Source organism: Flavobacterium phragmitis (genome assembly GCF_900112575.1).
Taxonomy (GTDB): Bacteria; Bacteroidota; Bacteroidia; order Flavobacteriales; family Flavobacteriaceae; genus Flavobacterium; species Flavobacterium phragmitis.
Genome location: NZ_FOMH01000005.1, coordinates 138,786 through 153,710 on the forward strand (window position 1 = coordinate 138,786; position 14,925 = coordinate 153,710).

The following is a 14,925-nucleotide window of genomic DNA, read 5'->3' on the forward strand; positions in this document are numbered from 1 at the left end:
GTGTACGAACAGAAATATATCGATAGAGAAAAAAGCTGGTTGGCGTTTAATGCAAGAGTGCTTCAAGAAGCAGCAGATAACACAGTTCCGCTTTTAGACAGACTACGTTTTGTTGGAATTTTTTCAAACAATTTAGACGAATTTTTTAGGGTTCGGTACGCAGCCATTCGACGATTAAGTCTTTCGGGCATTTCTGGAGAAAAATATTTAGGAGGTATTTCAGCTCATCAATTAATTAAAGATATTACAGAAATTGTAATTCAGCAGCAGTCAGAAAGTTTACGTATTCTTGGAAATATCGAAGCCGAACTTGAAGCTGAGAATATTTTTATTATCAACGAAACACAGATAACACCAAAACAAGAATGTTTTCTGAAGGACTTTTATACGCAAAAATTAAGTCCAGAATTGGTAACAATCATTTTAAATGATTTAGCCGTTTTTCCAATTCTAAAAGATACTTTAGGCTATCTGGCGGTTCGTTTAGAGTTAAAAAATGATGAAGTTCGTTATGCTTTGATTGAAATTCCGAAAAACATAAACCGTTTTGTTGTCCTTCCTTCTGAAGATGAAAAACAATATGTTATTTTAATTGATGATGTAATTCGTTTTAAACTGAAAAACATCTTTAATATCTTTGATTATAAGACTGTTTCAGCTCATATGATTAAAATTACTCGTGACGCTCAATTGGATATTGATAGTGATTTGAGTAAAAGTATGTTGGAAAAAATTGCTTCATCTGTAAAAGATCGTCGTATTGGAGAACCGGTTCGCTTTATTTACGACAGTTTGATTGAAGACGATACTTTGCGTTTCTTTTTGGATAAAATGAAAATCGTAGAAACCGATAGTATAATTCCGGGAGGAAGATATCACAATCGTCGTGATTATATGAGTTTTCCAAATCTAGGACGTTACGATTTATTGTATAAACCAAATGAGCCGTTACCAGTACCAGGTTTAAGTTTGGACGGAAGTATTTTAGAAAAAATTAGTAAAAAAGATTATTTGGTGCATGCGCCATATCAATCATTTTCATATTTAACTAAGTTTTTACGTGAAGCAGCTTTAGATCCAAAAGTGACAAGCATCAAGATTACATTATATCGTTTGGCTAAGAATTCGCAGATTATCAGCTCGTTGATAAATGCAGCTAAAAATGGTAAACGTGTAGTGGTGCAGATCGAGCTTCAGGCGCGTTTTGATGAAGCTTCGAATATCTCGTATGCAGAGCAGATGCAGACCGAAGGAATCGAATTGATTTTTGGAATAAAAGGGCTTAAAGTACACAGTAAAATATGTGTGATTGAAAGAATGGAAGAGGGTAAAAACCGTCGCTACGGCTTTATTTCGACAGGAAATTTCAACGAATCTACAGCTAAAATATATACAGACGTAACATTATTAACTTGTCATCAAGGAATCTTAAAAGATACATCAAAAATATTTGAGTTCTTTGATATCAATTACAGAGTTCATAGATACAAACATTTAATTGTATCGCCTCATTATACGAGAACCAAATTTATAAAACTAATTGATCGTGAGATTCTTCATGCTTTGGCTGGAAGAAAAACACACATCAAGTTAAAAATGAATAGTTTATCCGATTTTAAAATGATCGATAAATTGTATGAAGCTAGTAATGCAGGTGTTAAAATACAGTTGCAAGTAAGAGGGATTTGTTCTCTTATTCCAGGAATTCCGGGAATGAGCGAAAACATCGAAGCGATTAGTATTGTCGATAATTACTTGGAACATTCAAGAGTCTATATTTTTGGAAACGCAGGACTCACAGAAGTCTATATTTCTTCAGCCGATTTTATGACTCGAAATCTAGATGGAAGAGTTGAGGTAACCTGCCCGATTTATGACCTTGAAATTAAAAAAGAACTAATAGATAATTTCAACATTGCCTGGAAAGGAAATGTAAAAGTAAGATACCATTCTTATAAATTAGATAATAAGTATAAACCTAAAAATCATCATGCCCCGTTTAGAGCGCAATTTGAGACCTATAAATATTATCAGAACAAAATCGCCGTACTAGATGAGGTTCCTCAAAAAGTAAATTAATTTAAAAAAAAACAATTTCAAAATCATAAAGTGAGCATGATTAATATTAGGAAGTTTGCAGCAATAGATATCGGATCAAATGCCATGAGGCTTCTGATAGCTAACGTTGTAGAACAAGAAGGAAAAGAACCACAGTTTAACAAAAGTTCCCTTGTTCGTGTACCAATTCGTTTAGGGCAGGATGCCTTTACAGTTGGAGAGATTTCACCAGAAAATATAGATCGAATGGTGGATGCCATGAAAGCATTCAACCTTTTGATGAAAGTACATAAAGTTGAACGTTATATGGCTTTTGCAACTTCTGCAATGCGCGAAGCCTATAATGCAAAAGAAGTTGTGGCTTTAATTAAGAAAAAAGCAGATATTAAAATCGAAATAATTGATGGTAAAAAAGAAGCTGCTATTATTGCTTCTACCGATTTACATCATTTAATTAAATCGGACGAAACTTATCTTTTTGTGGATGTTGGAGGTGGAAGCACGGAGTTTACACTTTTCTCTTCTGGAAAAATGATTACTTCAAGATCTTTCAAAGCAGGAACAGTTCGTTTGTTGAATAATATGGTGCATGATGTGGTTTGGGATGAAATCGAAAAATGGATTAAAACCAATACAGCAGATTATGAAGAGGTTACACTTATTGGATCTGGTGGAAACATCAACAAGCTTTTTAAAATGTCTGGAAAACAGCAGGAAAAACCGCTATCTTACATTTATATCAACTCACAATACGCTTTCTTAAATTCATTGACATACGAACAGAGAATTGCAGAATTAGGATTAAATTCTGACCGTGCCGATGTAATTATCCACGCAACAAGAATTTATCTGAATGCAATGAAATGGAGTGGAGCCCGCCAGATTTATGTTCCTAAAATCGGACTTTCTGATGGTATCGTAAAAGCGATGTATTATGGTAAAATTTAATTTTTAAAGTTTTTTTAATAGCCACGAATTCACCAATTATTTGCAAATATTAATTCGTGAATTCGTGGCAAATATTTTTCTAATGAAATCAATTTTTCAGACCATTCAAGATTTTTCAGTAGAAGAATTAAATCTTTTAGATGATTTAATTACTATTCGGACTTTGAAAAAAGGAGAGTTCTTATTGTCTGAAAATCAAGTTTGCAATGAAATTGTATTCATAAAAAAAGGAATTTTACGTTCCTTTTTTTTAAACCATAAAGGCGACGAAATTACCAATTGTTTTGCTTTTGAAAATGAATTTATGGCATCTTTCGCCAGTTTTATAACTGAACAAAAGGCAGAAGAAAACATTCAGGCTCTTATCGATACAGAATTACAGGTCTTAAATCGTAAAGCTCTGGAAAAACTGTATCAATCAGGTTTTAATTGGCAGGAAACGGGAAGAAAACTGACTGAATTAGAATTTGTAAACCTGCATAAAAGAATGGTTTCTTTTCAGAAATTATCAGGTTCACAACGCTATGAAGAACTTTATAAAAATCATCAAAAATATTTACAGTTAATTCCGTTGCAATACTTGGCTTCTTATTTAGGAATAACTCCAAGACATTTAAGCCGAATTAGAAAAACAGTAGCTTAGATTTAAAAGTTTTATTTCACGCAGATTTTAAAAGATTTAAGCTGATTTAATAAAATCTGCCTAATCGAAATATTCGTCATTATAATCTTTATCTACCTAATCTGCGTGAAAAATTATAGATTGTAGAAAAGTTTTTTAGGACATTTGTCCAGTAAAAGAAAACACACTAATAGTATTTTTGAAAAAACATAAACATGAAAAAAATACTGATTATAAACGGACATCCAAATCCTGAAAGCTTTAATTTCGGAATTGCTGAATCTTATAAAAACGGAGCAATTACTTCCGGAGCACAAATTGAAACAATTACGATAGCTGCTTTAAAGTTTAATCCCAATTTGCAATTCGGTTACCAAAAACGAACTGAATTAGAACCAGATTTACTTGAGTCTTGGGATAAAATCAAAAAAGCTGATCATTTGGTTTGGATACATCCTGTTTGGTGGGGCGGACTTCCAGCAATTACAAAAGGTTTTATCGATCGATTATTTCTACCCGGAATGGCTTTTCAGTACAGAGAAAATTCGGTTTGGTGGGATAAATTATTGAAAGGGAAAACAGCACATATTATCACGACTTTGGATCAGCCAAGCTGGTACTACAGATTTTTTTTTGGAAGACCGAGTGTTAATCAATTAAAGAAATCTACTTTAGAATTTTGTGGTGTAAAACCAGTAAAAGTAAGCTACATCGGAATTGTAAAGGGTTCAGAAGAAAAACAAAGAAAAAAATGGCTGGAGAAAGTTTATAATTTCGGACTGCAGCATAAATAGTTCTTATTCTTAGCTATTAATTACACAAATTGATTTTAAGTTTTTTTTTAATTGAAATTCGTGGAAATTTGTGCAATTCGTGTTTTAAAATAAAAAGAATAGTAATTATGTGAAATCTAATCCAAATGTAGAACGTAAAAGCTCAATGTTTGGATTGATTTCTAAGAAACGATTGTATCGATCTTGATCATTGAAAGCTCTTATGGTTTGAATTTCTTCGTTTACAATTATTTCAATGGTAATATCATGGTTGTGTAAATGTCCTTTTAAATACCCTAATAATCCATTCATTTGGTTTTCAAAATCCAGTTTAGAACCTTCATTTGGAAGTTCGTAAGTAATTGTTGTTCCATTTAATACTGGATCACTGATCAATAGGATTGATTCCATGATCTTAAGTCCCTTTTGACCTAAACGTTCCGCATATTTATTCCAATGGAGACGCATATCGGTTTCGTTAAATTCTTCAGTTAAAAAGACAGTCGTAGGTTTAACGTAAGATTTACTGCTGGCTTCCATTTCTTTTTTCTTGCGGATACTGGCAAGTGAAAAAGCAGAAACCTTAGGTGTGTTATCTGTTGCTGTTTTTGGAGGCTCCGGAGCCTGAACTTTTGGAGTTTCAACAGGAGGAGTTTGAGCTGTATTTGAAATAGTTACAGCAACAGGATTATCATTGCCATTTTGATTGACATTGACATTGTTATTTGTTTTTTCTTCCGAACTTGGAATTTGAGGTTTTGCACTAGGAATTTCAACAATCGAATACCCTCCGTTTTTAAAGTAAACGGGCGGAATTATGAATTGCTCAACTTTTTTTTTTCTCCATCAAAGTTGATAGAGGCCAATTGCATCAAGCATAATTCAACTAAAAGTCGTTGATTCTGACTCAATTTGTATTTCAAATCACAGTCATTTGCAATATCAATTCCTTTTAATAAAAATTCCTGAGAGCACTTTTGTGATTGTGCAGCGTACATTTGCTGTGCTTGTTCTCCAACTTCCAATAAAGCAATGGTCGAAGGCGTTTTGCTAACTAACAAATCTCTAAAATGAGACGCTAGTCCGGCAATAAAATGATGGCCGTCAAAACCTTTAGCCAGAATATCGTTGTAAGCCAATAAAAGCTTTGGAATTTCATTTTCTAAAAGTAAATCGGTAATTGAAATATACGTTTCGTAATCTAAGACGTTAAGGTTTTCAGTTACGGCTTGACGTGTTAAATTAGTACCACAATAAGAAACTACGCGGTCAAAAATAGATAAAGCATCACGCATCGCACCATCTGCTTTTTGAGCGATAATGTGTAACGCGTCATCTTCAAAATTGATTCCTTGGCTTTCAGCAACATCAGCTAAATGTTCTTTAGCATCTTTTACCGTAATTCTTTTGAAATCAAAAATTTGACAGCGAGATAAAATCGTTGGAAGGATTTTGTGTTTTTCGGTTGTTGCTAAAATGAAAATAGCGTGTTTTGGCGGTTCTTCCAATGTTTTAAGAAAAGCATTAAAAGCGGCCGAAGACAACATATGGACCTCGTCAATGATATATACTTTGTACTGTCCGGTTTGTGGTGGTATTCGAACCTGATCGATAAGGTTACGAATGTCATCAACAGAGTTGTTTGATGCAGCATCCAGCTCAAAAACGTTAAAAGCAAAATCTTCAGTAGGGTCATCATATCCCGGCTGATTTATTTTTCGTGCCAAAATACGAGCGCACGTAGTTTTACCAACTCCACGTGGTCCTGTGAATAAAAGAGCAGAAGCCAAATGGTTGGTTTCAATAGCATTCAACAAAGTGTTGGTAATGGCTTTTTGCCCCACAACATCTTTAAATGTCTGAGGACGATATTTACGCGCCGATACTACAAATTGTTCCATATTCTTTTTTATTCGATAGCAAAGATATGACTTTTGTTTCGTTGTTTAAAACCGATTTTGGTTATTTGGAGAAATTCTTTTTCTTAAAAATAATAAAGATTAAACTTAGTAATAATACAATGTTGACAACCAGAGAAATGATGATATATTGGCTACAAGTTTCTACTTTATCCTGAGCTTTTTCTTTTTCAATAATTCCAATTTGATCTTTTTTATATGCTCTTAATTGTTCTAATTGATAAAAAAATGTAGTAAGGGTTTCGTTTTTGATCTTTAAATTTATAATGTCATTTTCCAGCGAGTCTATCTTTGTGATTTTTTCGTTATAATTTTTTACAAAAGGAACAGGAGGCAAAAATCCAGGAGGAATTTCCATTGTTTGGGAGGGTAGACAATAATTAAGACTTATGGTCTTGTCTTTGTTTAAATTAGCATAGACAATCCATAAATCTTTTTTAAATGGATTGATTTCACAATTATTTTCTCTGCTTTTTCCATGTATTATTTTAGATTGATATTTTCCTTTGAAAAGTTCAATTATTCTGAAATCGTATGTATTTTGAATAGTATCAATTTTTATCAACTCTCCATAAAATACAATATCAGCATATCTAAGTCCCTTTTTTACTAATGTTTCTTTTTTATGTGGAGGACATTCACAAGCAAACGAATTGTTTAAAAAGAAAATGCTTAATAAAAATAATATACATTTTAATTTCATAAATTAGATTTTAGTACAATTATAATCATTATGGCAGTATATTTCAATATTATAATCCCTTTTGAAAAGTTTATTTTTGAGTTAAAAGATATAATCGATAAAAACTCGGTTAATCTGTATGCAGAATATTTGAATGATAAAAAAGGATTTTACTATGAACTTATTGATCCAAAAAGCGAAAACATAACCTTTTTCTCTAATAAAGATTATCGTGGTTTTTTCTTTTCTTCTAAAATCATAGAAATAAAAGAGGGAAATTTAATTTTAGGAAAAACCAGTAAAAAAGACAGCATCAGTTTTTATGATGATGCACTTTTTGATTATTGTATTGAAGGAAAAGGGGGAAGGGAAGATCAGGATAATCTTGAAATAATCAATTTAAGAATAATCAGTAAAAATCCGGATGAACAGATTGCAAAATTTTACAATTCCTTACAGAATACTTTAAAAAAGACCGAAGGTGTAAATAGTGGATTGTTGATTGCGAATTATTTTGACAGCAAAGTTTTTTATTTTAAAACACATAAAAACATGCTCTCCGATTTTGATAAAAAGGATATTAAATATTCAAAGCAAGATTAAGGTTGTGAATTAACTGTTTTACGCAACCATTAATTTACTTTCGCTAAATCAAGACTTCAAGCCTCAGTTTTACTGGGAAACTTATAAAACCACAAGCATATCCTATAATGTTTTAGATTTCAAACTGTTTAATTTTAGATTGTTAATTATTTAAAAGGAAACGTTATGAAATTCAAATCAATTTTATTAGGAATGAGTTTGTGTATTGCTTTGGTATCTTGTAAACCAAATGATGCAGATATTGAAAAAGCAATCAGTGAAAAACTAAACAATACTCCAGAAATTCAAGTTTCGGTTCATGATGGCGTAGCAACGATTACAGGAACTTGTGAGGACGAAATTTTCAAGAAAAATATCGAAAAAAGCGTTCGATCGGTTAAAGGTGTAAAATCTGTTGTAAATACCTGCGAATTGGCCAGAGCGAATCAAGAACCTGCCGCAGCTGCTGTTGTAATCAATCCAGATACAGAATTGGACAAATCGGTGCATAAAGTCGTAGATGCTTATGATGGCGTTAGCGTAACAGTTGTTGGAGGTGTAGTAACACTTTCGGGAGAAATTAAAAGAGACAAGCTACAGCCTCTTATGCAAAGCATACAAGAATTGAAACCGAAAAAAGTAGATAACAAATTAACCATAAAATAAATTGTTATGAGTTTACAGGATAAATACAAAGAAGTGACAGATTTGGCTTCTCAATTGGGAGCAACAAATTTAGAAGTAAGAGAACAAGATAATGTTTTGTATATCGATGGAATAGTAAAATCGGCAGAAGACAAAGAAAAACTTTGGAATGCTTATGGAACAATTGATCCCGATTACAGATCAGCTGATGTTGTAATGAATATCAAAGTTGCAGAAAGCAACTCGAAAGAATATACAGTAAAAAGCGGTGATTCGCTTTCGAAAATCGGAAAAGAATTTGGCGTTTCCTGGCAGACCATTTTCGAAGCCAACAAAGATGTAATTTCGAACCCCGACTTAATTCAGCCAGGCTGGAAATTGAAGATACCAACAACAGTATTGTAGTTTTACCGTTTTAAAAGCCCTCGTTAAGATGGGCTTTTTTTGTGTTTTTTAACCGCAAAGAGCGCAAGGAATTACGCAATGATCGCAAATAAATTGAAAGAACAATGAATAGTAATTTAAGATAAGAATGTTTCTCATTTTATATTATCCCGAGGAACGAGGAATCTCCGTAAATAGCCCGTCAAAGATTGATGATTTTTTTGTGTAGATTCTTCGTTTCTCGGAATAACATAGATTGTGGTTACTTTAGAATAAAAGATAATTTTCTTATGAAACTGAATGCCCTAGCCTCGATAGAAGTGAAAATCCTTTTGTGCCGGGGTTCGGCGCAAAAGATTGTAACGGATAGCGGGATCAGCTCCTAAAAAACTACCTTCCCTTAATACTTAATTGAAATAAAAACTGTGCTGTTTCCTGATCTGAGTCGGCAGAAAAACCAGCTACATACACTCCTTTTTTGCCACTAACAGACCTAATTCCGTATACAACTGCCTCATCCGCTGGGTCCGATTCCCCTTCGTATCGATACACATGAACAATTTCAAATTTCTCAGGATTTTTTTTAATCAGGTCAGCATTTCGATTAAAATCACATGTAAATCCTTTTTCATTCAATTGATCTAAAGCCTTTGAAACAGTTGCGTAATGATACATTCTTCTCATGATAACTGAATTTTAAAATTATAGAATCTTAAAGATAACTATTTTAAAATTAAAAAGTTAGAATAAACCCCGTAAAAACTGAAATTTAAAATCATTATTGTTAGTTCATAAAGTATTACTTTTGCACCGCAGACCGCCTTATCGTCGTTCCGATTTATCGGAAGGGAGGAAAGTCCGGACACCATAGAGAAGCATAGCGGGTAACGCCCGTCGGTCCCGATGCAAATCGGGATTAGGACAAGTGCAGCAGAAAGTATGTACAGGTAATGCTGTAGTGAAACCAGGTAAACTCTATGCGGTGAAATACCAAGTATATCGGCATTTAAGGGCTTCTCGTTCGTTGCCGAAGGGTAGGTAGATTGAGTCCCGAAGTAATTCGGGATCTAGATAAATGATAAGGTATTGTTTTGTTGCAAAATGAGACAAGAACAGAATCCGGCTTACAGGTCTGCATTTTTTATATATTTGTGAAACTAACTAACCACATTTCATGAATATCAGTACTCCAAATCCTTCTTCGAAAAACAATACAAGTATTCTTAAAACCATACTGACCAATCTAACTTTTTGGGTTCTTGTTTCAATTATTGCTGGAGTTTTACTCGGACATTTTTCACCTGAAAATGGTGTCAAAATGGAAGTCTTAGGAAAAAGATTTGTAGATTTGATTAAGCTTTTTATTGGCCCGATTATTTTCCTGACCATTGTTTTAGGAATTTCCGGAATGGGAAACCTGAAAAAAGTCGGAAGAATTGGTATTAAAGCATTAACCTATTTTGAAGTGGTTTCTACTGTTGCATTGGCAATTGGTGTTGCGGTTGCTTATTTGTTTCAACCCGGAAAAGTAGATAAGTCTAAATTAACTTTAGGAGATGCAAGTCAATATACAAATGCGAGTGCAAAGGATTTTTCGTGGCTCGAATTCTTCTTGTCCAATTTTACTTTACAGGTTTTATTAGCGGCTATAGTCTGCGGCATTGCTTTGAACTTTTATCAAAAAAGAGAACAGAGCATTTTGGTTTTAGAACGTTTTTCTAAAGTGGTTTTTACTTGTTTAAAATATGTCATGTACCTCGCTCCAATTGGAGCTTTTGGCGGAATGGCTTATACAATTGGAAAGTTTGGATTACAGACTTTAATTCCGCTTGGAAAATTGATGCTTTGTGTTTATCTGACAATGGCACTTTTTGTGTTTCTGATTTTAGGAAGTATTTTGAGATATTATAAAATCAGTATTCTTTCGATCTTAAAATACATTAAAGAAGAACTTTTGCTGGTTTTGGGGACTTCATCTTCTGAAGCCGCACTGCCAAGTATTATGGTCAAACTGGAAAGAATGGGTTGCAGTAAATCAGTTGTAGGTTTGGTGATTCCGACAGGATATTCTTTTAACCTTGACGGAACTTCAATTTGTCTTTCCATGTCGGTGATATTTTTAGCGCAATTATATGATGTACATTTGAGTTTTTTCGAAATTTTAACAGTAATCGGAATTTTGATGATTACTTCAAAAGGCGCCGCAGGCGTTACAGGAAGCGGATTTATAGTCCTAGCTTCTACTTTAACAGCACTTCATAAAATTCCTGTAGAAGGTTTGGCATTCTTGTTAGGAGTTGATAAATTTATGAGCGAAGCCAGAGCGATTACAAACTTGATTGGAAATACCGTAGCAACAATTATAATTTCGAAAACAGAAAGAGATTTTACGGAGTTGAATTTAAATCCTGTTTTAGAAGAGTAATTTGGGTTTTACCACAAAGACGCTAAGGAGCAAAGTTTTTTTGTTTCCTTTAGGGCTAAAAATTGCTCGCAAAGTCGCAGAGTCGCAAAGTATATTTAAAAAGAGAAGCTTTGCGACTCTGCGACTTTGAGAGATTTAAAAAAGCTTTACGCCTTAGCGTCTTTGTGGCAAAGGAAAAGTAGTGTCTTAGCGCCTTCGAGGCATAAAAAAAATAAAGATGAAGAGAATAGGAATCTTAGGACTGGGTGGTGTCGGAGGTTACTTCGGCGGACTTTTAGCGAAAGCGTATTTCAAATCAGAGGATATTGAAATTATTTTTATTGCTCGAGGCGAATCTCAAAAAGCCATTAAAGAAAACGGATTAAAGATTATTACAGACGATTCTGAAACAATTTTTCACCCCAATTTAGTTTCGAATAATCCCGATGTAATTGGCCAACTGGATTATCTAATCTGTGCGACCAAAACTTATGATATTGAAGAAAGTCTAACCTCTTTAAAAGACTGCATCAAAAAGGAAACGATGATTCTGCCTTTATACAATGGTGTTGATGCACAGGAAAGAATTCAGAGATTGTTTCCAGAAAATGAAGTTTTACAAGGCTGTGTTTATATCATTTCGATGATTTTCTCGCCAGGAACTATTCGTAAAATCGGATTTTATGAAAAGCTTTTCTTTGGTTCCAAAACAGCTTCTGCTTCTCAATTAGAAGAATTGCAAAGTATTCTCCAAAAAGCAAAAATAGAAAGCTATTTAGTCAAAAATATAGAAGAAACCGTTTGGGAGAAGTTTATATTTATTTCGGCTTTAGCTACTGCAACTTCTTATCTCAATCAGAATATTGGAGAGATTTTAAAAAATGCAGATTCAAAAGTGATATACATAGAATTACTTCATGAAATTGAAGATGTTGCACTGGCAAAAGGTTTAAAGTTACCACGAGATATTGTTTCTCAAACCATTATAAAACTGGAAAAATCGCCTAAAGAAGCCACTTCCTCAATGCACAGAGATTTATTAGCTGGCAAAAATACTGAAGCCATTTCATTGACACAATTCGTAGTTAACGAAGGAAAAAAATACGGTGTAAATACACCTCTTTATGAAAAGATTGCATCTATCCTGATTAAATAAATTAAGTTAAAGCCATATTTTTCGCAATCCCGATAACTATCGGGAGCAGAGTCGCAAAGTTTTAATAATTAAAAGAAAACTAAAAAAGAAAAGCTTTGCGACTCTGCGCCTTTGCGAGATTAAAAAAAACTTAGCGACTTAGCGCCTTTGTGGCAAAAAGACTTTTCAGACAAATCTTAGCTTTCATCCTTTGTTGCGCGCACTAAACTAATTCCGGAGGTAAAGAAAACAATTCCTAATATGCCGTAAATAATCAGCGATTTAATATCTCTTGTTTCTCCAGAAGTGTTGGAGAAAATAACAGCTGTATAAATAAGTCCTACAATTCCGAGGATTGTCAGTAATCCACCGAAAAATCTTTTTAGGTTCATGATGTTAGATTTTAAAATTTACTTCAAATTTAAAATCATAAAATCAAAAGCTTGTTATACAATTGTTTACTTAAATTATATGATTTGCAGAAACCTATTTTTCTATTTTAAATTCTAAACCAATATTACGGACACTTTCAATCTTAATTTTTGGATCTGAATTAAAGTATTTTCTAAGTCGGCTGATAAAAACGTCCATGCTTCGACCTGAGAAATAATCATCTTTTTTCCAGACCGACATTAAAATCTGGTCTCTTTTTAATAACTGATTGTGGTTTAGATATAAATATTCAATAAGTGAAGCTTCCATTTCTGTAAGCTGCTGCACATGATTTTTATTGTTAAGAGTTAGACGTTCATTGTCAAAAACATACGAACCAATTTCAATTATAGTATTTCCTTCCAGGCTTCTCTTTTGCTCAATTCTTTTTAAGATATTCTGCAGACGCAAAACCAGTTCGTCGACTTCAAAAGGCTTTGCGATATAGTCGTCTGCGCCTAGTTTTAAACCAATGAGTTTATCTTCTTTTAATTTTCTTGCAGTTAAAAAAATAAAAGGAATTTCAGGATTGATTGTAATGATTTTTTCTGCCAAAGAAAATCCGTCCAATATTGGCATCATGACATCAAAAACACAAATATCAAAAGTTTGTTTGTTAAAATAGTCCAAAGCGATTTCGCCATTTTCTGCCCAAGTTACTTCAAATTGGTGCAGTTCTAAATATTGTTTTAGAATCGTAGCAAAATCAAAATCGTCTTCGGCTAAAAGTAATTTTTTCAAAATAAGGGATTTAAACTTTTAATAAAATAGTAAACTCGGTTCCTTTTCCCAAATCGCTCATTACACTAACAGAACCCTGATGTGCTTTTACGATTTGAGCTACATAATATAAACCTAAACCTAAGCCTTTTGTGTTGTGCAGGTTTCCTTGCTCAACGCGATAGAACTTATCAAAAAGGAGTGATTGCTTGTTTTTGGCAATTCCAATTCCGTCATCTTCAATGCTGATGGAAAACTGTTTTTCAACAATTTTTGTTTTGATTGTAATGGTACTAGAACCATATTTTACAGCGTTTTCCAAAACATTTAAAAAAGCAGTTGTCAAATGAAATTTATCTAAAACTAAAATTGTTTTCTGAGTCTGGAAATCGGTTTTAAGATTGATTTTTGGAAACGTAATTTTAAAATCATTGATAATAGAAAGCAGAAATTCTTCGGTTTCTATTTTTTCTTTCTGTAACTCAAGTTCATTTTCTGCGAGAGAATTAGCCATAACCTGATCAATCAAACTCTGTAAGCGATTGTTCTGGCGCGAAATTGTATTGACAATAGCATTGAAATTTTCATCATTGTCACGAATGTTTTTCTGTTCTAAAATTTTTGTAGAAATTCCTAAAGTAGCAAGAGGCGTTTTTAGTTCGTGCGTGATGTTGTTGATGAAATCGGTTTTTACATCGCTTACTTTTTTTTGTTTGATTAAAGCTTTCAAGGCAATAACAAAAAGCGTAATTAAAGTCAGAATCGATAATAAAGAAAGGATCAGAATAAAAGTCATTCTTCTTAAAATGATTATTTCCCAATCAATAACCGAAACATACATGGAATCTTCCGTCAATAATTTATAATTCTGATTTTCGAAAGTCCCATTCGTAATCCCAACATAACTTCGAACCAAAAAAGCCTGATGTAAAGAATTCAGATTTCCATAAAGTTTGTTTTCAATGAATGGTTTTTCAGAAAAAATGGTATCATTCTTTTTTGCGTTTTGATACAGTATAAATTTGTTTAAAACAATAGCAAAATCAATTTTGAAATACGGCAAATCTTTTTCAAATTTTCGTTGGATTTGTTGTGTTACGGCACTTTGGTATTCATTTTTCAAAACACCAATTTTAATATCCTGTTTGGTATTTTTTCCTTTGATATAATTTTCAGATAGACTTTTGTAAAGTGCTTCTTTTTTAGCCACTAATTCCGAATCAATATCGCTGTAATTATTGGTGATCTTACCAATTTCATTTTTAATCTGCGTATGAAACTGTGCTACTTTGTATTCGTAAGCCGTCTTTACTAAATAACATTGTACTGTCATCAACACAATAAGTGCGATTACAGAAAATGAGATTAATAAATTGATTCTTTGTTTCATTTTTGTGTCGAATTATAGCTTACAGATAACTCTGATGGAATAAGTTTTTTTAAATTATTTCTAGAAAATTTTCTCTCGCAGATTTAGCAAATTGAGCAGATTTTTTATCTCCTAAATCAGTTAAATCTGCGGGAGATTTAAAAATCAATAGGCTAATTTTCTTCGTCAAAAATAATGTTTTTAAAGCATAAATAGCCCGTTAACTCCGCATTAACCTCCCATTAACCTTCG

At 32.9% G+C, this 14,925-nt stretch carries 16 protein-coding genes and 1 other RNA gene; 10 read left to right on the top strand and 7 right to left on the bottom strand.

The window, feature by feature from the left end:
• The 4 genes from ppk1 (at position 1) to BM289_RS10570 (ending at position 4,422) form a co-directional block, all read left to right on the top strand.
• The gene (gene ppk1 / locus BM289_RS10555) at positions 1 to 2,079 is read left to right on the top strand and encodes a polyphosphate kinase 1 (RefSeq protein WP_167365414.1); all 2,079 of its coding nucleotides are present in this window, start codon (positions 1 to 3) and stop codon (positions 2,077 to 2,079) included.
• 36 nt (positions 2,080 to 2,115) lie between these two features.
• Positions 2,116 to 3,006, top strand: coding sequence for a Ppx/GppA phosphatase family protein (locus BM289_RS10560; RefSeq protein WP_091493052.1), 891 nt, complete (start codon positions 2,116 to 2,118; stop codon positions 3,004 to 3,006).
• Between the two features lie 82 nt (positions 3,007 to 3,088).
• Positions 3,089 to 3,649, top strand: coding sequence for a Crp/Fnr family transcriptional regulator (locus BM289_RS10565; protein WP_091493370.1), 561 nt, complete (start codon positions 3,089 to 3,091; stop codon positions 3,647 to 3,649).
• 194 nt (positions 3,650 to 3,843) lie between these two features.
• On the top strand, positions 3,844 to 4,422 hold the full coding sequence (locus BM289_RS10570; RefSeq protein ID WP_091493054.1) for an NAD(P)H-dependent oxidoreductase: 579 nt from the start codon (positions 3,844 to 3,846) through the stop codon (positions 4,420 to 4,422).
• Positions 4,423 to 4,527: 105 nt separating this feature from the next.
• On the opposite strand, the gene BM289_RS10575 is transcribed toward BM289_RS10570, so the two are convergent.
• The 3 genes from BM289_RS10575 to BM289_RS10585 form a co-directional block, all read right to left on the bottom strand.
• Complete coding sequence (locus BM289_RS10575; RefSeq protein ID WP_091493055.1) at positions 4,528 to 4,941, bottom strand: DNA polymerase III subunit gamma/tau; 414 nt, start codon at positions 4,939 to 4,941, stop codon at positions 4,528 to 4,530.
• Between the two features lie 275 nt (positions 4,942 to 5,216).
• The gene (dnaX, locus tag BM289_RS10580) at positions 5,217 to 6,302 is read right to left on the bottom strand and encodes a DNA polymerase III subunit gamma/tau (protein WP_091493057.1); all 1,086 of its coding nucleotides are present in this window, start codon (positions 6,300 to 6,302) and stop codon (positions 5,217 to 5,219) included.
• 61 nt (positions 6,303 to 6,363) lie between these two features.
• Positions 6,364 to 7,023, bottom strand: coding sequence for a hypothetical protein (locus tag BM289_RS10585; protein WP_091493059.1), 660 nt, complete (start codon positions 7,021 to 7,023; stop codon positions 6,364 to 6,366).
• A gap of 30 nt (positions 7,024 to 7,053) precedes the next feature.
• On the opposite strand from BM289_RS10585, the gene BM289_RS10590 reads away from it, so the two are divergent.
• The 3 genes from BM289_RS10590 to BM289_RS10600 all read left to right on the top strand — a co-directional run bounded on the left by BM289_RS10590 (position 7,054) and on the right by BM289_RS10600 (position 8,634).
• The gene (locus BM289_RS10590) at positions 7,054 to 7,605 is read left to right on the top strand and encodes a hypothetical protein (RefSeq protein WP_091493060.1); all 552 of its coding nucleotides are present in this window, start codon (positions 7,054 to 7,056) and stop codon (positions 7,603 to 7,605) included.
• A 165-nt stretch (positions 7,606 to 7,770) separates the two neighbouring features.
• A complete protein-coding gene (locus BM289_RS10595) occupies positions 7,771 to 8,250 on the top strand; it encodes a BON domain-containing protein (protein WP_091493062.1) in 480 nt (159 codons plus the stop codon).
• Positions 8,251 to 8,256: 6 nt separating this feature from the next.
• Complete coding sequence (locus BM289_RS10600; protein WP_091493063.1) at positions 8,257 to 8,634, top strand: LysM peptidoglycan-binding domain-containing protein; 378 nt, start codon at positions 8,257 to 8,259, stop codon at positions 8,632 to 8,634.
• Between the two features lie 369 nt (positions 8,635 to 9,003).
• Here the strand turns inward: BM289_RS10600 and BM289_RS10605 are convergent, their stop codons facing one another.
• Entirely contained in the window at positions 9,004 to 9,297 is a 294-nt protein-coding gene (locus BM289_RS10605) for an SH3 domain-containing protein (RefSeq protein ID WP_091493065.1), read from the bottom strand.
• Positions 9,298 to 9,422: 125 nt separating this feature from the next.
• On the opposite strand from BM289_RS10605, the gene rnpB reads away from it, so the two are divergent.
• The 3 genes from rnpB to BM289_RS10620 all read left to right on the top strand — a co-directional run bounded on the left by rnpB (position 9,423) and on the right by BM289_RS10620 (position 12,173).
• An RNA gene (gene rnpB / locus BM289_RS10610) (RNase P RNA component class A) lies at positions 9,423 to 9,756 on the top strand.
• Between the two features lie 31 nt (positions 9,757 to 9,787).
• The gene (locus BM289_RS10615; protein ID WP_091493066.1) at positions 9,788 to 11,038 is read left to right on the top strand and encodes a cation:dicarboxylate symporter family transporter; all 1,251 of its coding nucleotides are present in this window, start codon (positions 9,788 to 9,790) and stop codon (positions 11,036 to 11,038) included.
• A 217-nt stretch (positions 11,039 to 11,255) separates the two neighbouring features.
• Entirely contained in the window at positions 11,256 to 12,173 is a 918-nt protein-coding gene (locus tag BM289_RS10620; RefSeq protein WP_091493068.1) for a ketopantoate reductase family protein, read from the top strand.
• A 176-nt stretch (positions 12,174 to 12,349) separates the two neighbouring features.
• On the opposite strand, the gene BM289_RS10625 is transcribed toward BM289_RS10620, so the two are convergent.
• The 3 genes from BM289_RS10625 to BM289_RS10635 all read right to left on the bottom strand — a co-directional run bounded on the left by BM289_RS10625 (position 12,350) and on the right by BM289_RS10635 (position 14,694).
• The gene (locus BM289_RS10625) at positions 12,350 to 12,544 is read right to left on the bottom strand and encodes a hypothetical protein (protein WP_091493069.1); all 195 of its coding nucleotides are present in this window, start codon (positions 12,542 to 12,544) and stop codon (positions 12,350 to 12,352) included.
• Between the two features lie 94 nt (positions 12,545 to 12,638).
• Positions 12,639 to 13,325: a response regulator transcription factor gene (locus BM289_RS10630; protein ID WP_091493071.1), complete on the bottom strand. Its 687-nt coding sequence runs from the start codon at positions 13,323 to 13,325 to the stop codon at positions 12,639 to 12,641.
• 10 nt (positions 13,326 to 13,335) lie between these two features.
• Positions 13,336 to 14,694: a sensor histidine kinase gene (locus tag BM289_RS10635; protein WP_091493073.1), complete on the bottom strand. Its 1,359-nt coding sequence runs from the start codon at positions 14,692 to 14,694 to the stop codon at positions 13,336 to 13,338.
• Between the last annotated feature and the right edge of the window lie 231 nt (positions 14,695 to 14,925).